The sequence below is a fragment of the Fodinibius sediminis genome (genome assembly GCF_900182555.1).
GTDB lineage: Bacteria > Bacteroidota > Rhodothermia > Balneolales > Balneolaceae > Fodinibius > Fodinibius sediminis.
Map to the genome: position 1 here is coordinate 172,102 of NZ_FXTH01000001.1, position 26,708 is coordinate 198,809.

Consider the following 26,708-nt stretch of genomic DNA (forward strand, 5'->3'; position numbering starts at 1 on the left):
GTCGCTGGGGTACAAATACCAACAGAACTGCTAACCTAACCGAAATCTTCTACTTTTGAGTGGTCCGAAAAATAGGGAAGCTTACCCAATCCAATATTGTTGTACCTATATTGTACCATAAAAAAAAGCCCTGCAACTCAGGGAGAGTTACAGGGCTTTTGGTGGGACCGGGCGGAATCGAACCGCCGACACCACGATTTTCAGTCGTGTGCTCTACCGACTGAGCTACAGTCCCTTTTGCGCTAAGAGTTCGCAAATATAAAATCTTTTCGGCTATATACAAAGAGCCGAACCAAATTTCTATATTTTTTCTTTATTCAGCTGCACATCGCGCAGGCGCAGCTGCAGGGTCCGCCGGCCGTTCCAGTGATTTTCCTCCAGCGAGTAGGCGATATTCAGCTTTTGGTCCTGTTCATTGCGCACCACAGGCAGGTACTCGTGCATGTTGAATCCGATGACATCGAAGGCGCCAGAGCCGTTCTGGGCGACCTTCATTTTGAGGTGCCCGGAACCCACGATCGTCGGCACCCCGACCACGCGCACATCCCGGCTCACGAAGATGGGCCGCAGGTTGCCCGGCCCAAACGGTTCAAACTGGCTGAGCAGTTTCCAGAAACGCATGTCCACATCACTGAGATCCAGGTCGCAGTCGATAGCCAGCTCGGGCTTGAAGTCTTCATCCGTCAGCCGCCGGGACGCGATCTCGTTGATGCGCTTGCAGAAGGCTTCGTAATTTTCCTTGGCGATGGTCAGGCCGGCGGCATACTTGTGTCCCCCGAACTGTTCAAGCAGGTCTTCACACTCCTTGAAGGCTTCGTAGATATCAAAGCCCTTGATGCTGCGGGCCGACCCCTTGATCTTGCCGTCCACGGTGCTAAGCATAATCGCCGGGCGCCCGTAGGTATCCACCAGGCGGGAGGCCACGATTCCGATCACGCCCAGGTGCCAGTCGGGATTATGCAGTACCATCGAGGAAATCTTATCCAGGTCGTACTCCTCATCAACGATCGTTCTGGCTTCCTCCATGGTCTGGCTGTCCTCATCGCGGCGGGCAACATTAATGCTTTCCAGCTCATGCGCCCGTGCTTTCGCTTCGGTCGGCGTCTCCGCAATCAGGAGCTGCACCGCCTTCGTCGCATCGCCCATCCGTCCCGCCGCATTGATGCGCGGGCCAATGGAAAACACGATGTTCGAGGTTGTGATGGACCCGATATTGAGGTTAATCAGATTCGCCAGCGCTTTCAGTCCCGCCCGCGGAGTGCTGTTGATCTGCTTGAGTCCCTCGCGCATGAGAATCCGGTTCTCATCCACCATGGGCACAATATCAGACGCAATGGAGATGGCCACCAGGTCAAGAAATTTGTAGGCCACCTCCTCTCCCAGCCCCAGTTTCTGCACCGTGCCTTCCAGCAGCTTGAAACCGACCCCCGCGCCGGACAGCCCGTCAAAGGGATAGTCGCAATCCGAACGCTTGGGATCAAGTACCGCAACAGCATCCGGGATGGTATCCCCCACGTTGTGGTGATCGCACACAATAAGGTCGATCCCCTGCTCCCGGGCCTGGCGGGCTTCCTCCACTGCGGTGATGCCGCAGTCAACAGAGACAATGAGATCGGCATTGATCTCGGCGGCATAGTTGATGCCCTCCGGGTTGATGCCGTAGCCCTCCTTGAATCGATGCGGGATGTAGAAGTCCACGGAAACGCCAAACTCCCTGAGAAAAAGGTACAGCATGGAAACCGAAGTAGTGCCGTCCACATCATAGTCGCCGTACACCAGCACCCGTTCTCGTCCCCGGATGGCTTTGGCCAGCCGCTCGGTGGCGGCCTCCATATCCTTCATCAGAAAGGGATTATGGATATCCTTTAATTTAGGTCTGAAATATGATTTTGCCCGTTCATAAGAATCAATCCCGCGCAGTGCCAACAGATGGGCCACCATTTCGGGAACACCCAGCTCCTGCTGCAAGGCAGATACAGTCTGCTCGTTGTCGGGCTTCGAATACACCCATCGGAAAGACATAATTATTGTTATCTGTTTTTTTGTTTTTTGTCATAAACAGCATACCGGCGGTCAGGCCGTGTAGCCGTGCAACTTGCGGAAGATAAGTGATTGATGAAACAAATCCGCTTCTATAAAGATACAATTTCAAAGATAAAAATCATCATATAAATAGGAGCCTCAAAGTGCCGAAGCCACCGGTGTTCCTTCACGATTCCGCATCTGCATTGAATGTACCCGTGGAAAAAAGTGTTTAGACTATCGCAAAATTCACCACTCGCATACAGACGGACCATTAACTTTTTAGAGATTATTGGCGATATTACGGGTTTGGAAACGCAGTGGATTGCAGGTATGACATATGAAACAAGTCCCCAGATCGTTTACAACCTTAACCTTTTCATTTTCATTACTACGACTTCTAACTACTTTCCCTTATGATTTCGAAAGAAGATTTTGCTCAAAAAGACCGGCTGATCAAAGGCATCAGCGCGCACGGTGATATTAAAATTTCGGTCGTCAAAACCACCGATGTGGTCAGGACAGCCCGGAAGAAACACAACCTGTCGCTGCTTAATACGGTTTTACTGGGCCGTGCCTTGACGGCCACGATGCTCATGGCTTCCGAACTGAAGGGGGAGGAGCGTATCCAGATGCGTCTTGAGGGCAAGGGCCCCGTAGGGCTGCTGGTAGCGGAAGCCAACCGTGTGGGCGAAATTCGCGGCTATGTTCAGAACCCCGAAGTGGAACTCAATTACAGCGACGATCAAACAAGCCTGGGCGACGGACTGGGTGTGGGGGTGCTGTCGGTCCGCAAAACCCTGTATAATGAAGCCGAACCGCGCACCAGCAGCATTGAGCTGGTAAAGGGCAATGTAACCGACGACGTGGCCTATTACATGGTTCAGTCCGAGCAAGTACCGTCAGCCGTTCTGCTTGACGTGGGCCTTGATGACCAGGGGGCTATCACGGAGGCCGGAGGCGTACTGGTACAGCGAATGCCCGATGCCCCCGAAGGACGCATCGATGAGATCCAGCAGAAGATGCTTCATTTTGACCCTGTCAGCGAACTCCTGGCCGGTGGTTACTACATTGATGACATCATGGCTAAAATTATGGAACCGGATCCTGTCAAGGAACTGGACCGGCAGCCGGTAGACTTTTTCTGCCGCTGCACGCGCAATCGCTTTATCAGTGCGCTGGCGATGCTCGGCCCGGAGGACCTTCAGGAGATCAGCGACGAGGGACAGGAACTGGTGTGCCACTTCTGTAATGAACAGTACCAGGTATCCAAAAGCGAAATCAAAGAACTGCTGATGCAAACAAAGGCAAAAATGAATTGACAGTGTCATGGCAAACCGCAAGCATGTCGTCATTGTCGGCGGAGGCTTCGGCGGCATATCCGCCGCCAAAAAGCTCAAGAAAACTGATGTCGACATCACCCTGATTGACCGCAATAATCACCACCTCTTTCAACCGCTTCTCTACCAGGTAGCGACTGCGGCTCTCTCCCCGGGTGATATCGCAACGCCGATCCGTGCCATCCTGGGCCAGCGGCGGGGCCTGCGGGTGCTGCTCGGCACCGTAACGGCTATCAACCGGGAACAAGGATACGTGGAACTGCAGAAGGGGCAAAAAATTAGTTTCGACTATCTGGTGCTGGCCCCCGGAGCGCAGTATAATTATTTTGGCCATGATGAGTGGTCGAGGCATGCACCGGGACTGAAATCCATCGGTGATGCCCTGCAGGTACGCGAGCGTATCCTGATGTCGCTCGAAGAGGCCGAACAGCTGCAGGACCCCAAACTGCGCGAACCCTACCTGACGTACGTCGTCATCGGCGGGGGCCCCACCGGGGTGGAGATGGCCGGCGCCATTGCAGAAATCGCAAAACGCAACATGATGCGCGACTATTCCACCTTCAGCAAGAATGAAACGCGGATCTTCCTGGTGGAGGCTGCTCCCCGCATCCTCAACGGCTACCCCGAGTCACTGGCCGAAAAGGCACGCAAAACCCTGGAAAAAATGGGCGTTCGGGTGCTGCTTAACACCCCGGTCACTGATATCCGAAAAAACAGGGTCTCTTTTTCCGAAGGTACTATTGAAACCCCCAATATCATCTGGGCCGCGGGCGTGGCGGCCTCCCCCCTGCTGGCAGCCCTTGAAACCGAGCAGGACCGTACCGGACGCGTAATGGTGAAGGAGGACCTCTCGATACCGGGAGATCCGAACATTTTTGTCATCGGTGACGCGGCTCACAAAAAGGATGAGGACGGCCAGCCGCTTCCGGCCCTGGCGCCCGTCGGCCTGCAGCAGGGTGACTTTGTGGGAAACCTCATCAAAAGGGAAGTTAGGGGGGAACCGCAGCGAAGCGCCTTCTCCTTCACCGACAAAGGCACCATGGCCACCGTCGGCCGCGCCAAGGCGGTGGCTGACATCCGGGGATTCAAGTTCAGCGGCTTTTTTGCCTGGGTTCTCTGGTCGGTGGTACACATTTTCTTCCTGATCGGATTCCGCAATCGTTTCCGGGTATTTGTGGAATGGATGTGGCATTACCTCACCTTCAACCGGGGAGTGCGGCTGATCACCGACCGAAAGAGTGAGAAAGGAGAAGATGAAAATGAGGAACAAACAACGAACCTCCATGGTTGACCGGGCCATGCGGGCTCCTGGCCCATACTTGCAGGGACTCCCCGCAAGTACGCCAACGTTATCAATACTTATGCTACTGATGAAACACATCGCTATCGCTGCATTCCTGTTACTGTTCGGCTGTCCCGACTTTCTGTCGGCCCAGGACCAAAATCTCAGGGACTACGGCATCCGTATTGGTGTATTACCAACCGGGGCCAACAACACCATCACCGATGTGGACGGGGTTTGGGTGGGACACCAAACCATTATCAAAGGCGAGGATATCCGAACGGGCGTCACCGCCATCCTCCCTCACCCCGGCAATATTTTCCAGCAGAAAGCGCCTGCGGCTGTCTATGTAGGCAACGGTTTCGGCAAGCTGACCGGATCGACCCAAGTGCGTGAACTGGGTACCCTCGAAACACCGGTTGTTCTCACCAATACGCTCAGCGTCCCTACTGCCGCTGATGCGCTCATCGAGTATACGCTCGGCTTGCCCGGCAATGAAGAGGTCTATTCCGTCAACCCGGTGGTCGGCGAAACCAATGACGGCTACCTGAATAACATTCGCGGCCGTCATGTGAGCAGAACGGATGTGATCCAGGCTCTCCAAAAAGCCCGGGGTGGTGCGGTGCCCCAGGGCAATGTCGGCGCAGGCACGGGCACCGTCGCCTTTGGATTCAAGGGCGGCATCGGCACCGCCTCCCGTCTCCTTCCGGGCCGGTACGGCGGATATACGGTGGGCGTACTGGTACAAAGTAACTTTGGAGGCGTATTGCAGATTGCGGGTGTTCCCGTCGGAAAGGAGTTGGGGAAATACTACCTGAGCGGCACCTTGAACGAATCACCCGGCGGGTCCTGCATGATTGTCGTCGCCACTGATGCTCCGATGGATGCCCGCAGCCTCGAACGGCTGGCCAAGCGGGCCGTACTGGGACTGGCCAAAACAGGCGGTATCGCCTCCAATGGGAGCGGCGACTATGCCATTGCCTTTTCCACCGCAGAATCGGTCCGCATTCCCTACCGGTCGGAGAAGAGGCTCCAGGACCAGCGGGTACTGCGCAGCGATGCCCTTTCCCCGCTCTTCATGGCGGCCATCGAGGCCACTGAAGAAGCCATCATCAATTCTCTTTTTCATGCAGAAACAATGAGCGGGCGTAACGGACATACCATTGAAGCACTCCCCGTTGATAGTGTGCTCTCCATGATGGAAAGGTACGGCAGGGTGCCGGGGACGGAGTGACTACCACGCTTGTTTCAGCTAGGTGGCAAAAGAAGAGCCGCAGCCACAGGTTTCCGTCGCATTCGGGTTGTCAAATGTGAATCCGCGTGCATCCAGCCCATCGGGATAATCCACGGAAATACCCTTCAGATACATCATGTGCCGGCTATCCACGATAATTTCGATGCCCTGGCTGACAATAACTTCATCCTCCCCGGACTTGTGATCAAAACCCAGCTTGTAGCTGAGACCCGAACAACCACCCCCCTCAACAGCGACCCGAAGGTAGAGTTCTTCATCAAGCTCCTCATCAGCTCTTATTTTTTGAATTTGGCGTGCAGCCCGCTCGGTCAGTGATACAGCCGGTCCACTGAAATCAATATCAGGGGCCTCTATGTCTGCAAGCGGTGATCCCTGCGACGCCTCTTCTTCATCATCGCCATCGATGAGATCTGAAATAACATTATCTAAATTTTCGTCCGTTTCAGCAGCCATAGTTTATCTAGCATTCATTTTTGCATTTCCGCGAGTAGGTGAAATAATCCACATTCTTCTTCCGAAATAAATTCAGGATATCGGCACTTACCAGGTTAACCAGCGTTGCCGACGCTTTGGCCGGGGAGATATTCACCAGATGCGCAAACTTTTTAACGGTAATTTCGCCGTATTCATTCAGATACCGGAAGAGCTTCTGCTCGTTCTGCCCGTATTCGAAGGTTACGCCTTCATCAGAATTCTTGTTCTTGATCACTTCAATCAATTCCCTGCTGGCAACCTTGTTGCGGTCATCCTCGCGCATCAGCACAATATCTCCCTCTTCGGCCTGTACAACAATGGGCTTTTCATCCGATTCGGGCACTCTGATAACCAGCAGATCGCGTTCTCCAAAATGGACGATTTCTATGTCAATATCCACGCGCGGCCGGCAAAGCTCCTCGGCGGCTTTTTTCAGCAGGTATTCCTCCTCCTGGTAGCCGCTCACGCCAATTAGTGAACAGTCGTCATCCACCCCGATGAGCAGGGTCCCCCCCTTGGTGTTGGCAAAAGCGGCAATCTCACGGGCAATCTTATAGGCCGAAGGGATGGTTCGCTTGAACTCAAGGTAGGCTCCCTCACCGGTCTGGGCCAGGTTTTTGACGTCCAGGTAATCCATCTCAGAGAGCGATACGGTGCTGTGATTATTGTAATACATGGTCACACGACGTTCCTTTTCAGTAGATAACGAAGATAACGATCAAATATTAAGCCGCCATGAACGGACAGCAAAGTACAACTCTTTGCCCATTAAATCACAATTTCCTCCTTGGGATTGCGCGTCATCAGCTCATAGAGTACATCCTCGGGATCTTCCTGTTCAAAGAGCACCCGGTAGATCGCCTTGGTGATGGGCATCTCCACCTTCAGCTGGCGGCTCCATTCATAGACCGACCGTGTTGTTTTAACCCCTTCGGCCACCATGTTCATCCGGGCCGTAATATCTTCCATCTTCTTACCCTGCCCGATGTTATAGCCGACAAAACGATTTCGGCTGTGCTCACTCGTACAGGTCACCACCAGGTCTCCGATGCCCGACAGTCCTGAAAACGTATCCTGCGAGGCCCCCAGCTTCATGCCCAGGCGCTTCATTTCGTGCATCCCGCGGGTTATGACGGCGGCTTTGGCATTGTCGCCCAGCCGGGCTCCGTCGATGATACCCGCAGCGATCGCCATAATATTTTTAACCGCACCGCCAATTTCAACGCCGATGATATCATAGTTGAGGTATACCCTGAACATCGGGGTCAGAAAGGTGTCCTGAATGATACGGGTCGTACTCTTTGAGTAGGCGCTGGCCACTACGGTTGTAGGTTTAAACTTGCTCACTTCTTCGGCATGACTGGGACCCGATATGACTCCGATATGGTCTTCAATAACCTGGCCTTCCAGCACCTCGACAAGCACCTGCGACATGGTCTTGAAGGTTTTGTTCTCGATACCCTTTGCCACGCTGACGATGATCTCGTCGCCGCTGAAAAAGGGCTTCAATTTTTCAGCCACCCCGCGCATGACGTGCGATGGCGTGGCAAAAACGACCATTTCCGGATCATCAAGGCATTTCTCCAGCTTGGTGTGACAAGTTACCGAATCCGGAAGCGTCACATCCGGGATATAGGCGGGATTGCGGTGATGCTTGTTGATTCCGTAGGCGACTTCTGATTCACGCGCCCACAACTGTACCTCATTGCCGGCCCGGGCCAGGACAACGGACAGCGCCGTTCCAAAACTCCCTGCGCCGACAATGGTGATTTTCTTTGCTTTTTTATTACCCACGGTTCTGCTTTTCCTCTTTGTTGAGCCATCCGACGGCCGGCCGGAATGAGCTCACCTGATTTTCTGTTCCCCTGAGCAACCGCCGTATGTTGCCGCGGTGTTTGACAATGATGCCCAGCCCCACGATGGCACCGAAAATGAGAATACTTCCGTCTATAGCCCATCCGAAGCCGTACCGCAGCATCACCAGCATCAGCGGATAAATAAAGGCAGCCACCAGCGAAGCCAGGGAAACATACCTGCTGCTGAGCATCACGATAAGGAACACGCCAAAGGTAATGGCCACCGAAACGGGCTCAATACCACAAAGCATGCCGGCAGCGGTGGCCATTCCCTTGCCGCCGTCAAAGCCTGAATACAGGGGGAACATATGTCCCAGCACCGCCACCACCCCACATACGATGCGTAAAAACGGATCTACATCCCAGAAAGGGAAAAGGGATACCGGCCCGGTACCAATAAAATACGCCAGCTGACTAATCCACAGCGAACTCACAAACCCCTTGAAAAAATCGATTGCCAGCACGGAAACGCCCGGTCGCCATCCCAGCAGCCGGAAGGTGTTGGTTGCCCCGGCGTTTCCACTCCCGTGGTTTCGGATATCCACGCCTTTGACCAGCCGCCCGACCCATATCGACGAGGGGATGGAGCCCACCAGATAACTCAACAGAATGACGACACCAAGTGCAAGCATAAATTTCGGTTAAATGAGAGATGGCAATCTTTTACAATATAAAAGATCAATAGTAAATGTTGAGAATCAATTATCAAAAAGATTCTCGACCAGGCCAGCCCTAAACATGACGCTCGGCATGATAGGAAGATCGGACCAGCGGGCCGCTTTCCACATGTTCAAGCCCCAGCTGTTCACCAATTTCCTTGTACTCTGCAAACTGGTCGGGATGGACCCATTCTTCCACCGGCTGATGCATCTTGGTAGGCTGCATGTACTGCCCGATCGTCAACACGTCAACCCCGTAGTCCACGCAATCCTGCATGAGCTCTATCACCTGGTCACGTTCTTCACCGAAGCCGACCATGATGCCTGTTTTCGTACGCAGCCCCTGATCCTTGCAGCGCTGGAGTAACTCCAGGGAACGCTTGTATTTTGCCTGGGGACGAATGGTGCGATACAGGCTCGGAACCGTCTCCAGGTTATGACTCAGTACATCGGGTGGGGTATCGATCACAATTTGCAGTGCTTCCCACACGCCCCTGAAATCGGGGATGAGGGATTCAATAGTAACCCCTTCAATGGCTTCGCGAAGCTGGCGGTGCGTCTCGGCAAAGATAGGCGCTCCCCCGTCCTTGCGTTCATCCCGGTTGACCGAAGTTAAAACAACGTGTTTGAGCCCCATTTTCTTGGCTGCATCGGTTACCCGCCGCGGCTCATCCCAGTCCAGCCCCTGCACCGGGCGCCCCGTCTTGACCGCACAGAACGAACAGGACCGTGTACATACATCGCCCAGAATCATAAACGTAGCGGTACCGTTTCCCCAGCACTCTCCCATGTTCGGGCAACGTGCTTCGGAACAAACGGTGTTCAGCGAGTGCTTCTGGATGGTATTGGAAACCTCCTTGAATTTTTCTCCTGATGGCAGCTTTACCCGCAGCCAGTCCGGCCGCCGCTTGGTTTCTTCATTCCGGTCAACAACATTCAACTCTTTTATCATGGGGATCGATCACTAATTAATGGGATACTGGATTAACATCTGATGGCTTAAGATACGAAAATTCATCGTCCAGTTCAGGCAGGGAATCGACTTCGGTTATGGCGACGTCAAAAACGGCTTCAAAGTGATGGCAGAGCTGTTCCTTGACCCTCTCCTGGTCAATTTCACACCCCAGGAGATCCCGAAGACTGGTCACCGCCTTGTCGGAGATGCCGCAGGGCACAATATGGTTGAAATAACGCAGGTCCGCATTGACATTCAGGGCAAAGCCATGCATGGTAACCCAACGCGAACATTTGATTCCCATCGCACAGATCTTCTTGTCATCCACCCAGACACCCGTAAGTCCCTCAATGCGCGTCGCCTCAATATCGTAGTCGGCGCATGTTCGGATGACAACTTCTTCAAGGTACCGCAGGTATTTATGGACATCGGTAAAGTGGCGATCGAGATCCAGGATGGGATAGCCTACAATCTGGCCGGGTCCGTGGTAGGTAATATCCCCTCCGCGGTCAATTTCGACAAAATCAGCGTCGATACTGGCCAGTTCCGCCATCCCCTTCAGCAGGTGGGCCTTGTCTCCGCTCTTGCCCAGGGTATAGACATGAGGATGTTCGACCATGAGCAATACGTCATTGCTCTCCTGGCCGGGCTGATACAGCTTTCCCTTCCGGCGAGCCAGTTTCTCATCCACCAGCCGCTGCTGGATGGCTGCCTGCAGATCCCATACCGGGCGGTACGGTGCATGGCCCAAATCGTAAAACTCTACTTTTGACATGGTTGCACCATTTAGGAATTACCCTTGAAAGTCGGGGATGGAAAATCCGCTCTTCCATCCCCGCCCCATTATTCCTAATGTAATGATAACACTTTCAACCGGAGCAGAACCCGAAGGCATATCTCCGGTCTAAACTCATCCTATCTCAACTAATTACCCAAATGCACGCCCTCACCGTAGGCTTCAGCCACGGCTTCCATCACCGCCTCCGACATGGTTGGATGCGGGTGAACAGCACTGATAATTTCATGACCGGTCGTTTCCAGATCACGGGCAACCACTGCTTCGGCAATCAGTTCGGTCACATGAGAACCGATCATGTGGCAACCCAGCCACTCGCCGTACTTCTCATCAAAGACCACTTTCACGAAGCCTTCTTCATGCCCAAGTCCTGTGGCTTTGCCGCTGGCGGAGAAAGGAAACTTGCCGACTTTCACGTCATACCCCTCCTCTTTTGCCTGCTCCACGGTGTAGCCGACAGAGGCAATCTGCGGCTCACAGTAGGTACAGCCGGGGATGTTGTTGTAGTTGACGGGCAGCGGATCTTCACCGGCCAGCTTTTCCACACACACAAGGCCTTCGTGTGTTGCCTTATGGGCCAGCCAGGGTCCACCAGCCACATCCCCGATAGCATAGATATTCTCGACGCTCGTCTGGTAGTTGGATTTGTCAATCTTGATAGCCCCCCGATCATGTTCAACGCCAATTTCATCGAGGCCGATACCTTCTACATTGCCGGTTACGCCTACGGCGGAAAGAACGACATCTGCTTCAACAACTTCTTCCTCATCACCGGTCTTGATGGTCACTTTGACCCCGTCACCGTCTTTCTCAACCTTCTCGACGGTGCTCCCGGTGCGTACATCCACCCCTTTCTTTTTATAGATCTTGCCCAGTTCTTTTCCGATGTCCTTGTCTTCAACAGGCACCAGCGAATCCTCCAGCTCAACAATGGTAACCTCGGTTCCAATGGTATTATAGAAATAGGCAAACTCTACGCCGATGGCGCCGGCTCCAATGACAACCAGCTTTTCGGGCTGCTCTTCCAGCTGCATGGCCCGCTCAGAGTCAATAACCATGTCGCCGTCAATTTCGATATTTGGCAGCTGCCGCGGACGAGCACCCGTGGCAATAATAAAATTGTCGGCCTTTATCTGTTCCTGCACCTCATCCTCTTCATCGACGACCTTGATTTGCTCTTTGGACTCAAAGATCCCCTTGCCCTCGAAGACTTCAATCTTATTGGCCTTCATCAGGAACTGGACCCCTTTACTCATTTTATTGGCTACGTTGCGGCTGCGATCAATGATACCTTCGAAATCCGCTTCGTAATCACTTACTTTGATGCCATAATCTTCGGCATCCGCAATACTTTCAAAGACCTCGGCAGAACGCAGGAGCGCCTTGGTGGGAATACATCCGATATTGAGACAAACGCCTCCCAGATGCCGCTTTTCAACAATTGCCGTGTTAAATCCAAGTTGTGATGCACGAATAGCGGCCACATATCCACCGGGACCGGAACCAATTACGCAAACGTCAAATTCTTTAGCCATGATTATTTAGTAATTTGTTGATTTGGTGAATGATTGATTTGATAAACTGTCCTCTTTATCGGTCACTGCCAACCTTCCTAACCTCCCTGTACAGGGGTAATTCGGCAATTCAACAACTCAATCGGTCAATAGTTTCAAAAGCCCTCTAATTTAAGAATAATACGCGGAAGGGTGAAATAAGATCTGCACTTAAATCAGACAGAGACCGTGCAGGCGGATGCATCATGCCGTCGCCGGGGGTGGTTGCTGATTTGCTTCAGAACAAGATGGGAACATGATCATGCTTTTTGTATTAAACATGCATGTAAAACATGAATAAACCAATGACATATATGGATATAGCAAAACGATACTATTTTTTAGCCCCCTTATTCGCTTTTGTACTCTCCTTCACCCTTCACGGTTGCCTGGACTCCTCAACCGGCGTGGACAACAATACCAATCAGTTTGTAAGCCGGGCTGCTCCGGGCGCATCAGCCAAAGTATTCCTGGAAGACAGCAGCTTTGCAAGTCTCTCGGTTGAAATTGACTACATGCCGGGCCATCAGCCCTCGCAGGATGCCCTGGACAGCCTCAAGACCTTTCTTCAGAAGCGGCTTCACAAATCCGATATTACCATCAACACGCCTACGGAGGTGCAATCGGGCGGGGGAGGCACCTATTCGGCCAATGAGATTCGTTCCTTTGAGGAGAAATACCGCAATAACTATACGGACAGCAGAAACAATACCCTGCATGCGTACTTCCTCATAACCGATGGCAAGTACCAGGAACAAAATAATGTGCTCGGCATCGCCTACTACAATACGTCCATGGCCTTCTTTGGATCAACTATCGAGGAGGCATCTTCAGGCCTGGGAGCTCCGCCCCGGGAAAAGGTGGAAGGTACGGTATTCCAGCACGAGTTCGGTCATATCCTGGGCCTTGTTGGTAACGGGACCCCCACCCAGTCGGATCACAAAACAGCCGGAAGCGCCCACTGTACGGCCGACGAGTGCCTGATGAAGTCAACGGTCGAAACCACCGACTTCTTTGCCAACCTCTTTGACGGGAGCATCCCGGACCTGGACCCGCAGTGCGTCACTGACCTGCAGGCTAATGGCGGGAAATAAGATACCTCAAGAAATCGATTTACAGAACTGGGAATCGGGAAGGACGCCCAGCTTCTTCCCGTTCCCAATTCTCAATATTCTGGCATCCCAGCAAAATCGCCCGGCACACCTGCCTGTTGCTGCCAAATCATGCCTTTCATAGGGAGAAAAAACACACTCCCTTCCGGACCCTTTTTTACGCACCAGACGCATCAACCACGTCAACTGAATATCAGCTACACAAGTCAACCGGCGTGGATTTCAACAAACAATAGTCGTAAAGACAGCACCGGTACTCAAAAGCACGGAGGTGAAGGCTGCATCAAATCCCCGACGGCAGCGACCGCGGCGGACCTGTCAGTTCTGTTTGAACTTAAACAGATTTTCAGCCCCGACCTTCTCTTCAGCCTGACTCAAGGCATAGGCACTGTCGAAAAGGACAATCGGGTGTTCTTCCATATCCTTGGTTATATGGGTCGAATAGCTCTTCTCCAGTTTTTCAATCACTCCCTCGTCATTGCTTAGCCAGCGCGCCGCATGATAGGAGACGGCCGACATATGCAGCTCGGTATTGTATTCCGTAAGCATGCGATGTTTTACGACCTCGAACTGAAGGGCACCGACCGTTCCCAGCAACAGTTCATTGCCTACGCCGTTGGGAACCTCGAACACATGCACCACCCCTTCCTCAGCCAGCTGCTTGAGCCCTTCGCGCAACTGCTTTCGCTTGAAGGGATCCTTGGTCGACACCTTCATAAAATGTTCCGGAGTGAAGAGCGGTATTACATTAAAGGTTACCGGGTCATCACTGTAGATAGTCGTACCGATCCGGAAGGAACCGGGGTTAAAAAGAGAGACAATATCGCCGGGGTAGGCTTCTTCCAGGATATGCCGTTCATCCCCCATAAGTGTATGAGGCGTCGACATCTTCACTTTTTTGCCCGTATTGCTTTCCGTCACCTGTAGTCCCCGCTTAAACTTGCCGGACGTAATACGGATAAAAGCTGCACAATCGCGGTGATCCGGGTTCATATTGGCCTGCATCTTGAATATGAAGCCTGAAAACCCCTCAGAAAGCGCCCGACTCTTTCCTTCGGCATCCTGGTATTCCTGGGGGTCATTGGCAAGCTCACCAAAATAACTGAGAAAAACATCCAGCCCGAAATTATTGAGGGCAGAGCCGAAAAATACCGGTGTGCACTTCCCATGCATAAATGCATCCTGGTCCATCATTTCAAACATATCTTCGGTCAGCATGACCTCTTCACGGAATTTTTCTTTCTCCCGATCCGAAAGGATAGCCTTCTCCACTCCTTCCTCCAGGTCATACACCTCGGTCTCGGCCTTTTTAGCCCCATGCTCCTCTTTCTTTTGCAGATGCAGTTTCTTGCCAATCAGATCATAGATGCCCTGGAAATCTTTTCCGTAACCCAGCGGCCAGGAAGCCGGAATAGGCTCAATGCCCAACTGATTCTCCACGTTGCTGATCACTTCCAGGGGTTCCAGTCCCGGGCGGTCGCATTTGTTGACAAAAGTGATAATGGGGATCTCGCGCATTTTACAGACCTCAAACAGCTTCTCAGTCTGCTCCTCAACGCCCTTGGCAACATCGATCACCATGAGGGCCGTATCAGCTGCAACCAATGTGCGCAGCGTATCCTCGGAGAAATCCTTGTGGCCCGGGGTATCCAGCAGGTTAAACTTAATGTTGTCTTTTTCGAAGCGCAGCACCGATGAGGTGACCGAGATCCCCCGGTCCTTCTCGATGGCCATCCAGTCGGAGGCCGCATAACGGTTGGCTTTCCGCTGACGGATGGATCCGGCTTCGTGTATTGCCCCACCATAAAGCAGGAGCTTTTCGGTCAGGGTGGTCTTACCCGCATCGGGGTGCGAAATAATCGCAAAGGTGCGCCGGCGACGGGCTTCCTCTAATATTTCTTGCTGTTCTTCGGTAAGGGTTTCAGGCTGGGCCATGGAATCACGTTATTTCTATATTCTAAAAGCCCGGAAAGATACGAATTTTTTCATGCTATATCACCCTGCAGATAACCAGCCTGCACGCGGGCCGGAAATCATGCCGTATGCCGGGAAAAACCGCAGTTCCTGATGCGGCTGGGATATTCCTGCCTGTCAGTTAAAACAGTGCAACGGCTGGCTATTTTCTGGTTTCCGGAGTTCTTTATCAGAGGCAGTGCAAAACCGGGCTATAAGAATCAGGCCCGTTTAAAACAGATCCAGCTGTTTATCCTGCCGTTCTATCGGCCACTTCGGCATGGGATCGATTTCAATAAGTTCGGAAAGAAGCTGGTGAAACTTACGGGCGATAAGCGGCTGACTCACCTTGTCGGGCGAATGAGTAAAGATATAGGGATGCAGTCCTTCCTTGATCCAGTCCGCAATGACGATGGCCCATTCCTTGAGATAGGATTCATTGTTCAGCACATCATTGGCACCCACAAAACGCACAAAGGGACGCGAGCCCGTATTTTCAAACCGGACGGGCACTTCGGGCTTTTTCTTCTGCGCCTCCCGTATCGAAGGCTCCTTTACCTCCATGCTGTGGAGTTTACGCGTATCAAAGATCACGCGATCAATATTATAGTTCTCCAGAAGCCGATTCAGACGACGCTCCTGCTTCCCATGGTCATAAAAATCCAGATGGCGAACCTCCACGGCATAGCTGTAAACGGAAGGCAGCCGGTGCACCAGCCGTTCCAGCTTATCAAACTCATCGGGAGAAAACCGGGGCGGTAGCTGTATATGAAAGGGTCCCAGCCGGTCGGTAATGGGATCGAAGACCTCCAGGAACCGGGACACCTCTTCCTCCACATTGCTGAGTCTCCGCTGGTGGGTGATGGACCGGTGAAACTTAAAACAGAATTTAAATCCATCCGGGGTGAACCTCCTCCATTTTTGCACCGTTTGCGGGCTGGGAACATGATAAAAGGTGGTATTACCCTCCACGGCATTGAACACCGAGGCATACTGCGACAGAAAATCACCCGGCTTGGCGTCATCTGTAAAAAAACGCCCCACCCACTCCTTCAGACTCCATCCCGTGCATCCTATGTGATATTTTGCAATGGCCATGTCTCCCTGGCAATTAATGACGATTCAACGGTTACAGGCAAATTGTTTAACAGCATAATCTCTGTATTTAAAGCGCCAGACTCAAGAACTGTTCTCAGGGGGCATCGTTCCAAACACCCTGTCCCATAGCGTAGTGGACACCCCGAAAGCCTTGTCGTGATGCTTGTAGTGATGCAGGGCATGATGTCGGTGCTGAGTTTTGAGCAATGATGGCACCTTGCGCTTGTGGACAGCGATGTGGATGGAGGCATAGGCAAGATACCCGGTCATGAATCCCGGCATAAAAATGAAGACCAGTTCACCGAGCACTGTCCAGAACCCGGCGAATAAAAGCAAAACGATAAGCAACCCGGGGACAGGCGGCATCATCAGGCGCTCACGGTCCCGCGGGTATTCATGATGAATACCGTGGATACTATGGGCCACCTTGCGCGCCCATCCAGAATCGGGAAAATATTCGTCAAGATGATTGATATAGCGATGGAACAGGTATTCAAACAGGGTCCAGGAAAATATCGCACTGAGGTAAATCGACAAACCTGCCCAAAAGCTACTCACGACTTCCCTGACAACCCCCAGGTACAGCAACAGCCCCATAATGGCGAGATAGATGGCAGCTGATACCGGCGCCGGGGACTTCGTCAACAGTTCCAGAAAATGATTATCGAAAATTCGCCCACTCCCTTTATTCTTTATCTTTTGCCTCTTCATGTGACCCCTCTCCTATTTGTTTAATCCCTTTTAAAAAGTTTACATCAAATATCACAAAAAGAAAAGGGAGAGCCGAACCTCAACCGGGAAGGAATAGCATCCCGGAAATTACAGATCAGCTTGCACCTTGGACCCCAGCCAGGCCTGCCTGAACCGCTTCATCTTTTCCGTGAGCTCTTTACCCAGCTGTTCGTAGGGTACTATCTCCAGGGCCGGATTCTCAGCCAGCCGGATCAACCCCTCTTTTTGCACACCCAGCGACTGATAGGTAATGGGCAGCCGGTCGCCGGCACGGTGCCCGGCAAGAAGCTGCTGCAGATCCCGGGCATCCGATACGGAAACCCCGTCAATGGAAATGATCTCGTCGCTCTTGTCCAGGCCGGCCTCATAGAGCGGACTGCCAATCTGCGTACGCCGGGCAACCGTTGCTTTTCCATCCTCAAAATTAATCTTTGCTGTGCCAAACTGTATCGCAGGCCGGGCCGTATCCGCCCGCTGCAGGGCAAAGCCGGCATTCGCCAGCAGTGGCTTGAGGTCAACATGATTTCCGCGGTAAATGTGCCGGGCAAAAAACCGCTCCGCAAATGCGGTGCTGTCGGTGACCTCCGCCAAGGTCTGCTGCAAGTCTTCAATACGGTAGGGTTGTTCGGTCTTTCCATATTTCTCCCACATCCTCCGCATGAAATCATCAAGGGTAACCTCTTCAAAAGTCGACCGGAGCATAAGATCCAGCCCCAGCCCAAGTACCGCTCCCCAGGAGTAATAGGAGATAAACGTATTGGATTTGTTTTGGGCATCGACCGAGGTGGCCGCATCTACAAAAGGCGCCTGCCGGCTCATCTCAATGGGACTGTAGTAGGTATTGCCGGGCGAGTTGAGCACATAGTTCAGTGTGCCGGCCCAGTCGGCGGCATATTTCTGATCGGTTACAAGACCGGCCCGGCGGATCGTCAAATCATCATAGTAGCTGGTAAAACCCTCCGCGAACCAGAGGGCGCCGGATACATTAGCCTCCATAAAATCAAACAGCTCCAGCGACTGCGGACGGATACGCTCTACATTCCAGCTGTGAAAAAATTCGTGCGACAAAGTATATAAGTTCTGAAGGGCTCCGGCTCCTTCCAGGGGACGCCGGCTGGTCAGGATCGTGGAATTGCGATGTTCCATCCCGTCTCTATGTACATACGGCAGGTAATCGGCCATGAATGTGTAAGTGTCAAAATCAAAGTCCGCTGCCTCGCCATAGACCGCCACCTGTTCGGCCACCACCTTCCGGGCCATTTCTGCATAGCGATCAACCTGTTCGTCCGTCCCATTATGATGGACAGTCAGGCGAATCGTCTGTCCCGTGGTGTCCCCTGGAGCCTCCCATTGTTTCACCACATGCGAGCTCAACTCAATGGGGCTGTCCATGAAGTAATAGTAATTCGGTGCCCTGAAGGTCATCTCCTCCTGTGTTGGCTGAAGCTGGGTTGCCGCTTTCCAGTCGGTTCCTTCCGGAGGATACAAAGTGACGGTTACCGGGGTATTGGGTAAATTGGGCGCCCAGATAAAAGCAGCCGGAATATTGAGATGTGCATGCTGTTCATTGATACCGGCGTAGGTACCATCCGCATGGTCACCGAAGAGCGTATACCGGAATTTTACCGTCCCGTCATGGCCGCCCACTTCCCAATGGTGCAGATCCGGTCGCGTAATATCCAGGGTATCCCCCTCGCTGTTGGTTGCGGTAACATCGTACACATTCTTGGCAAACTCATGCAAGGCATACCGCCCCGGTGATGTTCGGCTCATCGCCAGCGTAACAGTACCCGGAAGCAGCCGCTCCATGGTCAGGGTAATCTCAGCTTCGTTATGGACAGCATTGGAAAAGCGAACGTCATAATGCAGCGAAGGCTGTTGATCCGAATCAGGCCGACAGCCAACACTTACCAAAGCCAGGGCAAACAACACAATAATTTTTTTCAACAAAACAGTCCTCTGATGTATGTTTTACAGATTTATAAGCTCCTTTTAAGATTCTGATTGCTGTATCCAACCCTACTCCTGCAATGCTTTCTCCAACCGGCGAAAAACTTCTCTTCTGTAATCCTCTTTCTCATAGTTGGGAACCGTATAATGGTATTCCGGGTTTTCAACCTCAACCCTGGTCCCCCCTTCAGCCAAGCCGGTCACAATAATCGTCCCCTGGTGCTGATTGACCTGCTGCTCCCCCACATAATTACTCTTGCTGATATAATATTTGGTCTGGGTGTTATCCTCAGATTCCTCGATAGAGATTACCAAAAATACACTGTTCTGAACGATATCATTGACAACCTTTTTTACAGCTGCATACTCCTGTTCATAGGTCCGGGTGCTTCCGGAACTTCCTCCCAGCCCCCCCGTTCCCGCACAACCTTGTACCACCAAGCCAACCATACAACCGAGAACCATACTTTTGAACACTTTTCCTACCATAATCAATACCTGTAATTTAAATGTTGATATACGTTACTTTAATGAATTGAACAGTGTAAATCCAAATGTAATGCTGCTTGACTGGTACCAGCGGATTTCAACATTCAAGACACGGCCGGTATTACCTGGTTAACACAGAACGCTCACGTTGCTGCAAAAACGGCAGGATATCCTCCCTGAGCAAATTAAATACCGGTTCTTTGTAGGAACGCGACTGGCTGGCCTGCTCCAGGGACCCCGTCATAACCACTACCGCATCCAGTTCGGGGACCAGGAAAATATACTGACCGCCAAAGCCCCATGCAAAACGTACATGGTATTCACACACGGTTTTTTTCCACCACATGTAACCATAATTATACGGGTTGAAGTTACTGCGGGTGTACGTCCGAAAAGAATCGCGCAGCCATCTCTCCGAAATGATACGTTTACCTTCATACGTCCCCTCATTTATCACCATCTGTCCGATCTTCACCATATCCCGGGGACGAAGTGCAAGATTATTACCGCCCATATAATACCCCTGGGGATCTCGATCCCAGCCGCCAACCGGGATGTTCATGGGCTCGAAAAGATATTTCACAGCAAAGGAACGGGTACTGCTATCCGTGGCCCGGGTTAAGATGACGGAAAGCAGGTGCGAGGTCCCGGTACTGTACACCATGTCGCCCCCGGGGCGGGCCTGCATCGGCTGCCCGAGTGCAAAGTGAACCCAGTTATCACTTGTGACCCAGCGTCCATAATTGTGAAAGCTGGTCGTTTCAAGACCGGCCCGCATGGTCAGCAGATTCCTGAGCGTCAGCTTTTCTTTCACCGGATCAGAATTACGTTCAAAATAATCCTCGAAAAAAGGCTTGATAGGCTGACCGGTCCCCTCAAGAAAATCGTGATCTATTGCGATGCCGATCAACAGCGATATGATGCTTTTGGATGCCGACTTAATATTGACGTGTTCTGAAGCCGTCATGCCGTTAAAATACGCTTCGCTGAGCAGCTCGCCATTCTGCTGGATGAGCAAGCTGGTCACCGATGTGATGGAGTCAGCCCGGCTGTTAATTTTTTCAACCGTCAGTGTATTTGCCTGGGCGTCTGCATGATTATATCCTGCAAACAGTGAAACCACTATTAAAAATATCGCAAGAACCGTTTTCTGCATAGCAGTATTGCCTCGTAGTGTTGAATACCGTACCCATAAGATGATCTGCATCATAGCCCAATTCCCATTACACATTAATATGGTTATGGTTGTCTGCCATCCATAACCATTTACAGTCGTCCAGCGTTTTATCCTGAATCGTTCGCCGGCAGAGGGAACCATTCTATTGCATGCAGGGGCTTTCGATTAATGATACAGATGCCTTGACAAAAGGAGCTTTTTCGAAGGTTAGTGCCTTCCCTGAAAAGCACACGATTCCCTCCGTCAGGGGGTTTATACCATCATTTCAAAACGCCGGTTCCGCTGTCGCTCAAGTTCTTGCAAGATTTGAAAATAACATTTGTAATCCCCGTAGTTTTCTATATTTTTACGATTTAATTTTAAACTTTTTACATAACGTCGTGATTGTTGGAATCCCTAAAGAAACAGGCGAACATGAAAAGCGTGTAGCCCTCGTACCGGAAACGGTTACCAAGCTTACCGATTTGGGGCTGGATGTCATTGTCGAAAAAGATGCCGGACGGGCCTCAAACTATCTGGACGAGGCCTATCAGGAGGCTGGAGCAACAATTAAGGAAGATCGTGCGGAGGTTTTCTCCTCGGCTGATCTCTTGATTAGTATTCAGACACCGCCGGAAGAAGATCTGCATCGTATGCCGGAAGGCAGTATCCTCATATGCTTTTTATGGGCTCTTCAACATGAAAATACGGTTGACCTCCTTAAAGACAGGGGCATTACTGCGCTGGGGATGGATGCCGTTCCCCGGATCTCACGGGCCCAGAATATGGATGCCCTCTCTTCCATGAGTTCCATTGCGGGCTATAAATCAGCCCTCATTGGCGCTAATGAACTGGACCGGTACCTTCCCATGATGATGACGGCTGCCGGCACCATTGCGCCGGCTAAAGTTCTTGTGCTTGGAGCCGGTGTTGCGGGCCTTCAGGCAATCGCCACAGCCAAGCGACTGGGAGCGGTTGTGGAAGCATTTGATATCCGCCCCGTCGTCAAGGAGCAGGTCGAGAGCCTGGGCGCCACCTTTGTGGAAGTACCCGATCTGGACGAAGAATCTGAAACAGAGGGCGGCTATGCCAAGGAACTGGCAGAGGATGAACAGGAACGCCAGCGACAGGTTATCCACGAGCACGCCAAAAAATCTGACATTATCATTACCACCGCATTGATTCCGGGTCGACCGGCTCCCCTCCTGGTGACCAAGGAGATGGTCCATGATATGCATCCGGGCTCTGTCATTGTAGACCTGGCGGCAGAACAGGGCGGCAACTGTGAGCTTACCGAAGCGGGACAGACGACGGTTGTTGATGAGGTCAAAATCGTCGGACCGCTGAACATGCCCAGCATGTTGGCCTACCACGCAAGCCAGTTGTATTCCAAAAATATGTGGGCGCTTCTGAATCACCTGCTCGAAGAAGGAAAACCCCATTTTGATTTTGAAGATGAGATCACACTCAATACCACTATTACACACCAGGGTGAAATCATCAGCCCGATGCTCAAGGAATCCTGAACCATCGAATTGTGAACAAGGGGATATAAAAAGGTAAACTTCCGAAATCCGGGATCCCTTGTTCTGTATTCATAATTCAAATTACCAACCATGTCTGGACTTATATTTAACCTTTTTATTTTTGTACTGGCCTCTTTTGTAGGCTTCGAACTCATATCCAAAGTACCCCCTACGCTGCATACGCCGTTAATGTCGGGTGCCAACGCCATCTCCGGAATTACCATCATCGGGGCCGTTGTCGTAGCGGGACAGGTGGATAGCGAGTTTGCACAGATTATTGGTTTTCTAGCTATCGTTTTTGCAACCATCAACGTCGTCGGCGGTTTCATGGTCACCGACCGTATGCTCGAAATGTTTAAGAAAAAGAATTGAAATAATGAGTCAATTTTTACCTTCCGGTATTCAGAATATGTTACCCGATATCATCCAACTTATCTACCTTGTTGCTACCGGTATCTTTATTGTCGGCATCAAACGCCTGGGCTCCCCTGCCACGGCACGATCCGGCAACCAGCTCGCCGCCCTGGGGATGTTCATAGGTATTGTCATCACCCTTTTTGACCAGCAAATTATCAGCTTTGAATATATCATCGGCGGTATTGTCCTCGGCTCTGCCATCGGTGCTTTTGCCGCTAAAAAGGTGGAAATGACCTCCATGCCCGAAATGGTTGCTATCTTCAACGGTTTTGGAGGGGGGGCATCGGCCCTTGTAGCCTGGGGCGAGTTTACCCGGGTCGCCGATCCGAATGTACTATCAGGACAGGATCTTGTTACAATGGGACTGAGTATTCTTATCGGTTCCATTACATTCACGGGCAGCTTTATTGCTTTTGGAAAGCTCAAGGGATTTATCAGCGGAAATCCGCTCACATTTCCCGGTCAGAACTTTTTCAATGCGATCCTCACCATCGGCAGTCTGGGCCTTGTAGGCTGGCTGGCTTTCGATCCAACCAATATGCTGGTCTTCTGGATTCTGTTTGGCATTGCTCTTCTTCTGGGTATCCTGACGGTACTCCCCATCGGCGGTGCCGACATGCCGGTCGTCATATCACTGCTCAACTCCTATTCCGGGCTTGCAGCTTCCATGGCCGGCTTCGTGATTAATAACAACCTCCTTATTATCAGTGGTGCGCTTGTAGGGGCTGCGGGACTTATTCTCACCAATATCATGTGCCAGGCCATGAACCGTTCTCTCGGCAACGTGCTCTTCGGCGCCTTCGGTGGAGACAACGGCGGCGGCGATGGCGGCCCGGCAGCCGATACCGACAAAACGGTACGTGAAACAACCGCCCAGGATGTGGCCCTGCAGTGTGCATATGCAGACAAGGTCGTTATCACCCCGGGCTACGGACTGGCCGTCGCCCAGGCGCAACATGTCCTTAAAGAAGTAGTGGACAAGCTTGAAAAGAAAGGAGTGGAGGTAAAGTATGGCATTCACCCGGTGGCGGGACGCATGCCCGGCCATATGAACGTACTGCTTGCTGAAGCGGATGTCCCCTATGATCAACTCTACGACATGGAGCAGATCAACCCCGAATTTAAATCTACCGATGTGGTTCTCATCATCGGTGCGAACGATGTTGTCAACCCGGCAGCCAAAACGACCGAGGGCAGTCCGATTTACGGGATGCCTATCCTCGATGTGGATGAAGCCAAGCGGACCATTGTCTTTAAGCGCAGCTTGAGTCCCGGTTTTGCAGGCATCGACAATGCATTATTCTATGAAGAAACCAACCAGATGTTCTTCGGGGACGCCAAAGATTCGCTGCAGGCACTCAGCCAGGCCCTCAACGACGTCTAGTCTAAATGGCTATTGAATTTTTTGGATGCGGGCGGGGGGTAGTAGTCCGTACTCCCCGGTACGTGACAACAACAAAAGCCGGGATCCCTTTATCTTCGGTATCAGGTGTTGCAAGGACCCCAGTGAAATGGGATGGAGCTGCCGTAGCCATCCAAACCATGCAAAGAACGGCAGAATAACATCAATGCCCCATGCATGGAAATGGGGTACTGATTTTTCGTCTTATACTTTCAGTACGGCCAATCGGGACCCGGACAGTACGATCTTGTTAGTTAAACTCAACACACCCCTCGGTTGGCTGATAGACAGCAGCAGACTGCTGGTATACCAGTTTGCCCCCCAGGTGCCCTACATATCCCAAAAACCCACAGCCGGCAAGCAGCAGAATGGCAAGCCCGGCCCGCAGATATTTCCTGCTGAGAAACGCCAGGTATTCTCTGGCGACCAGCCAGTCAACAACCACGAAAGCGGAAAACAGATACCCCACGGTATAGGCAAAACGCTCATGCTCTTTGGCAATCGTGGGATCACATAATGTTCGAGCAACCTGCCCGTCAGCCAGCAGCCCCGTATATACGGCCGCCCATGCCCCCAGCGTACCGATAAAAATAAGCAGCCGACCGGACGGCCGAAGAAATGGATAGCGCTTGTGCAGCATCAGCGCCGCGATCCAAAACAGGGTACCCGCCAGCAGAAGGGCCACCGGAATATGAACAACAAGCGGGTGGATCAGCTCCACCCGCCACATACTTAATGGTTCTTGCATGTTGATCAAAAGCTGCTGGTTATTCTAAAATCTCGACACGGAGGGGATCCAGCCGCTGACCCACCTTCTCAACCTCAACACGCACTTTTTGACCGTTAGCCAGGCTGTCAAAGGGTACGGGCTGGTTATTTTTCACGAGCTCCGTAGACTCGATAAAATAGAGTTCAAGAGTCTTGTCATCGGGCGTGTTAACATAAATCTCTGATTCATCGGGATTCACTTCCTGAATGGTGCCTTCATAGGTGCCGCTTTCAACCACATCTGTTGATTCTCCACCGCAGGCTACAACAAGCATTAGCACCACGGCCAAACTTCCAAGTTTCGTTATTAATGTGTTCATGGTCTTCAGAATTATTTGTTTTATTGTCAGTTAATGGGAAATACCTTCGTTTGTAAAATCAGTTAGTTAACCTTAGAATGCAAATAATGATTCTGGGGTGAAAAGTAACAAACAAGTCTGCAGCCCTGCTCATCTTTTGTAACCTGCTGCAGGATAAACGGATAGAAAGACCGAGGGTATTCTACTCCTCTCCTTCCCTCTCGCCGCCAGAGCTGATTACCTTACTCCCGTTCGGCGTCTTCTTCATAACTCTGCATGGCTTTCCAAAAACATATACTCCCGAGTACGCCACAGCAGGCAAACACCAGCATCAGCGCCCTGGCAGATCCATAGGGGCCGGTAAAAACCGCATCCATCAGCCAACCCGTCAAGGGAGGACCAATGCCAAACCCCACCACGCTGATGATAAAGAGGTATAATCCGCCGGCCAGGGCCCGCATGTTTGGCCTGACCATATACTGCAGAATTGCTGCGGCAATCCCGTTATAGGACGAAGAAATTACATTTGCCAGCCCGATTAAAATCAGGGCCGCCATGGCCGACTCCGCAAATAAGCCTGCGTAGTACAAGGGTAGGCAGGCCAGGCCGGCCACCATCCCCATCACAAAACGGTAGGAGTCATTGTAGGTACGGGCCAGCCAGTCAGCTGCTTTACCCGACGCCATTACACTCAACCCTGTTGCCAGCATAAACCATCCGTATTGGGGCACCAGGGAGGCAGCATCATGGATATCGGTAAGTACAATCCCAATGAAACCGAGTATCGTGTAGCCGGTAAAGGCCAGAAACGAGAATCCCAAAAAGTGGTAGCGTACCGTCCTCTTCCTGAGAATATACTTCACCACGTCAATGAAATCTGCCTCCACGGCATAGCGCTGGTTGTCCTCAGACTGTGTGATGCCCCGGGGCAGCTCTCGTATTACAAACCAGGCAACTCCGGCAATGAATAATCCGGGGATTCCCACAGCCATCAGTGATGTACGCCAGTCGTACGCCCGGGCGATGGATCCGCCCCCCAGGAAAGCAATGCCAATGCCCAGAAAGATACCGGCGGCATATACGGAAAACACAGTGGCCCGCTGGTGAGGCTTGAAATAATCAGACAACAGCGAGTACACGGCCGGGCTCAGGGCTGACTCGCTGATTCCCACGAAAAAACGGGCCACCATCAAAAACGACAGGGAGGTGGCAAATCCGCTGACCACTGTCATCAGACTCCAGACGATCAAGCCAGCCACAATCATTAATTTTCTTGAATAAATATCGGCCAGCCGCCCCATGGGGATACCGCACAGCGCATAGATGAAAGAAAAGGCGGTTCCGTATAAAATACCCACCTGGAAATTACTGAGTGTCAATTCCCGCTGTATGCTGGGAGCAAGCACCGCAATAATCTGGCGGTCGACAAAACTTGAAATATAAATTAGGGTCAGCAATCCCAGCACGGCCCAGGCATAGCGACTCGACACAAATTGTTTGGCCCGATCTTTTGTTAATGACATTCAATATTTTTTTTATCGTAATATTAAGCCGGCAGTGTTCAGCTTACTGCTCCTGGCATCAATCAGCTTTGCGGGTACAATTGACTATTGT

The 26,708-nt window shown here is 51.8% G+C and carries 24 protein-coding genes and 1 tRNA gene; 7 read left to right on the top strand and 18 right to left on the bottom strand.

The features are described from left to right. Positions 1-159: 159 nt before the first annotated feature. Positions 160-235, bottom strand: a tRNA-Phe gene (locus tag FN808_RS00775). 65 nt (positions 236-300) lie between these two features. Next, a complete protein-coding gene (gene recJ / locus FN808_RS00780) occupies positions 301-2,022 on the bottom strand; it encodes a single-stranded-DNA-specific exonuclease RecJ (protein ID WP_142712631.1) in 1,722 nt (573 codons plus the stop codon). Between the two features lie 416 nt (positions 2,023-2,438). Here recJ and hslO point away from each other — a divergent pair, with 416 nt between their 5' ends. From hslO to FN808_RS00795, 3 genes are all read left to right on the top strand, one after another. Next, positions 2,439-3,344 (top strand): Hsp33 family molecular chaperone HslO, encoded by a 906-nt coding sequence (gene hslO, locus FN808_RS00785; RefSeq protein ID WP_246068249.1) that lies wholly within the window; start codon positions 2,439-2,441, stop codon positions 3,342-3,344. Between the two features lie 7 nt (positions 3,345-3,351). Further along, on the top strand, positions 3,352-4,653 hold the full coding sequence (locus FN808_RS00790; RefSeq protein ID WP_142712632.1) for an NAD(P)/FAD-dependent oxidoreductase: 1,302 nt from the start codon (positions 3,352-3,354) through the stop codon (positions 4,651-4,653). 79 nt (positions 4,654-4,732) lie between these two features. Then, a complete protein-coding gene (locus tag FN808_RS00795; RefSeq protein WP_142712884.1) occupies positions 4,733-5,878 on the top strand; it encodes a DmpA family aminopeptidase in 1,146 nt (381 codons plus the stop codon). Positions 5,879-5,896: 18 nt separating this feature from the next. Here the strand turns inward: FN808_RS00795 and FN808_RS00800 are convergent, their stop codons facing one another. From FN808_RS00800 to lpdA, 7 genes are all read right to left on the bottom strand, one after another. Then, positions 5,897-6,352: a HesB/IscA family protein gene (locus tag FN808_RS00800; RefSeq protein WP_142712633.1), complete on the bottom strand. Its 456-nt coding sequence runs from the start codon at positions 6,350-6,352 to the stop codon at positions 5,897-5,899. Between the two features lie 7 nt (positions 6,353-6,359). Further along, positions 6,360-7,049 (bottom strand): AlbA family DNA-binding domain-containing protein, encoded by a 690-nt coding sequence (locus tag FN808_RS00805; protein WP_142712634.1) that lies wholly within the window; start codon positions 7,047-7,049, stop codon positions 6,360-6,362. 92 nt (positions 7,050-7,141) lie between these two features. Next, positions 7,142-8,167: an NAD(P)H-dependent glycerol-3-phosphate dehydrogenase gene (locus FN808_RS00810; RefSeq protein ID WP_142712635.1), complete on the bottom strand. Its 1,026-nt coding sequence runs from the start codon at positions 8,165-8,167 to the stop codon at positions 7,142-7,144. Continuing rightward, entirely contained in the window at positions 8,160-8,861 is a 702-nt protein-coding gene (gene plsY / locus FN808_RS00815) for a glycerol-3-phosphate 1-O-acyltransferase PlsY (protein WP_142712636.1), read from the bottom strand. The genes FN808_RS00810 and plsY overlap by 8 nt, the downstream gene beginning before the upstream one ends. Before the next feature lie 100 nt (positions 8,862-8,961). Beyond that, on the bottom strand, positions 8,962-9,840 hold the full coding sequence (gene lipA / locus FN808_RS00820; RefSeq protein ID WP_142712637.1) for a lipoyl synthase: 879 nt from the start codon (positions 9,838-9,840) through the stop codon (positions 8,962-8,964). 16 nt (positions 9,841-9,856) lie between these two features. After that, a complete protein-coding gene (gene lipB, locus FN808_RS00825) occupies positions 9,857-10,618 on the bottom strand; it encodes a lipoyl(octanoyl) transferase LipB (protein ID WP_142712638.1) in 762 nt (253 codons plus the stop codon). Between the two features lie 149 nt (positions 10,619-10,767). Beyond that, the gene (gene lpdA / locus FN808_RS00830; RefSeq protein WP_142712639.1) at positions 10,768-12,174 is read right to left on the bottom strand and encodes a dihydrolipoyl dehydrogenase; all 1,407 of its coding nucleotides are present in this window, start codon (positions 12,172-12,174) and stop codon (positions 10,768-10,770) included. A 332-nt stretch (positions 12,175-12,506) separates the two neighbouring features. Here lpdA and FN808_RS00835 point away from each other — a divergent pair, with 332 nt between their 5' ends. After that, positions 12,507-13,286, top strand: coding sequence for a peptidase (locus FN808_RS00835; protein ID WP_142712640.1), 780 nt, complete (start codon positions 12,507-12,509; stop codon positions 13,284-13,286). Between the two features lie 336 nt (positions 13,287-13,622). On the opposite strand, the gene FN808_RS00840 is transcribed toward FN808_RS00835, so the two are convergent. The 6 genes from FN808_RS00840 to FN808_RS00865 form a co-directional block, all read right to left on the bottom strand. After that, the gene (locus tag FN808_RS00840) at positions 13,623-15,239 is read right to left on the bottom strand and encodes a peptide chain release factor 3 (RefSeq protein WP_142712641.1); all 1,617 of its coding nucleotides are present in this window, start codon (positions 15,237-15,239) and stop codon (positions 13,623-13,625) included. 249 nt (positions 15,240-15,488) lie between these two features. Then, the gene (locus tag FN808_RS00845) at positions 15,489-16,355 is read right to left on the bottom strand and encodes a DUF72 domain-containing protein (RefSeq protein WP_142712642.1); all 867 of its coding nucleotides are present in this window, start codon (positions 16,353-16,355) and stop codon (positions 15,489-15,491) included. 81 nt (positions 16,356-16,436) lie between these two features. Continuing rightward, positions 16,437-17,066 (bottom strand): sterol desaturase family protein, encoded by a 630-nt coding sequence (locus FN808_RS00850; protein WP_142712643.1) that lies wholly within the window; start codon positions 17,064-17,066, stop codon positions 16,437-16,439. A 108-nt stretch (positions 17,067-17,174) separates the two neighbouring features. Continuing rightward, positions 17,175-19,034 carry a M61 family metallopeptidase gene (locus tag FN808_RS00855; RefSeq protein WP_221929864.1) on the bottom strand — a complete coding sequence of 620 codons (1,860 nt, stop codon included), beginning with the start codon at positions 19,032-19,034 and terminating at the stop codon, positions 17,175-17,177. A 72-nt stretch (positions 19,035-19,106) separates the two neighbouring features. Beyond that, entirely contained in the window at positions 19,107-19,526 is a 420-nt protein-coding gene (locus FN808_RS00860) for a hypothetical protein (RefSeq protein WP_142712644.1), read from the bottom strand. Between the two features lie 121 nt (positions 19,527-19,647). After that, on the bottom strand, positions 19,648-20,682 hold the full coding sequence (locus tag FN808_RS00865; protein ID WP_185958181.1) for a serine hydrolase domain-containing protein: 1,035 nt from the start codon (positions 20,680-20,682) through the stop codon (positions 19,648-19,650). Between the two features lie 401 nt (positions 20,683-21,083). On the opposite strand from FN808_RS00865, the gene FN808_RS00870 reads away from it, so the two are divergent. The 3 genes from FN808_RS00870 to FN808_RS00880 all read left to right on the top strand — a co-directional run bounded on the left by FN808_RS00870 (position 21,084) and on the right by FN808_RS00880 (position 24,009). Beyond that, complete coding sequence (locus tag FN808_RS00870) at positions 21,084-22,208, top strand: Re/Si-specific NAD(P)(+) transhydrogenase subunit alpha (protein ID WP_142712646.1); 1,125 nt, start codon at positions 21,084-21,086, stop codon at positions 22,206-22,208. 90 nt (positions 22,209-22,298) lie between these two features. Beyond that, a complete protein-coding gene (locus FN808_RS00875) occupies positions 22,299-22,580 on the top strand; it encodes an NAD(P) transhydrogenase subunit alpha part 2 (RefSeq protein WP_142712647.1) in 282 nt (93 codons plus the stop codon). 4 nt (positions 22,581-22,584) lie between these two features. Next, entirely contained in the window at positions 22,585-24,009 is a 1,425-nt protein-coding gene (locus FN808_RS00880) for an NAD(P)(+) transhydrogenase (Re/Si-specific) subunit beta (protein ID WP_142712648.1), read from the top strand. A 268-nt stretch (positions 24,010-24,277) separates the two neighbouring features. Here FN808_RS00880 and FN808_RS00885 read toward each other — a convergent pair whose 3' ends face one another. The 3 genes from FN808_RS00885 to FN808_RS00895 all read right to left on the bottom strand — a co-directional run bounded on the left by FN808_RS00885 (position 24,278) and on the right by FN808_RS00895 (position 26,617). Continuing rightward, positions 24,278-24,775 carry a DUF2231 domain-containing protein gene (locus FN808_RS00885; protein WP_142712649.1) on the bottom strand — a complete coding sequence of 166 codons (498 nt, stop codon included), beginning with the start codon at positions 24,773-24,775 and terminating at the stop codon, positions 24,278-24,280. A gap of 19 nt (positions 24,776-24,794) precedes the next feature. Next, entirely contained in the window at positions 24,795-25,115 is a 321-nt protein-coding gene (locus FN808_RS00890) for a hypothetical protein (protein ID WP_142712650.1), read from the bottom strand. A gap of 221 nt (positions 25,116-25,336) precedes the next feature. Beyond that, entirely contained in the window at positions 25,337-26,617 is a 1,281-nt protein-coding gene (locus tag FN808_RS00895; RefSeq protein ID WP_142712651.1) for a spinster family MFS transporter, read from the bottom strand. Positions 26,618-26,708: the final 91 nt, after the last annotated feature.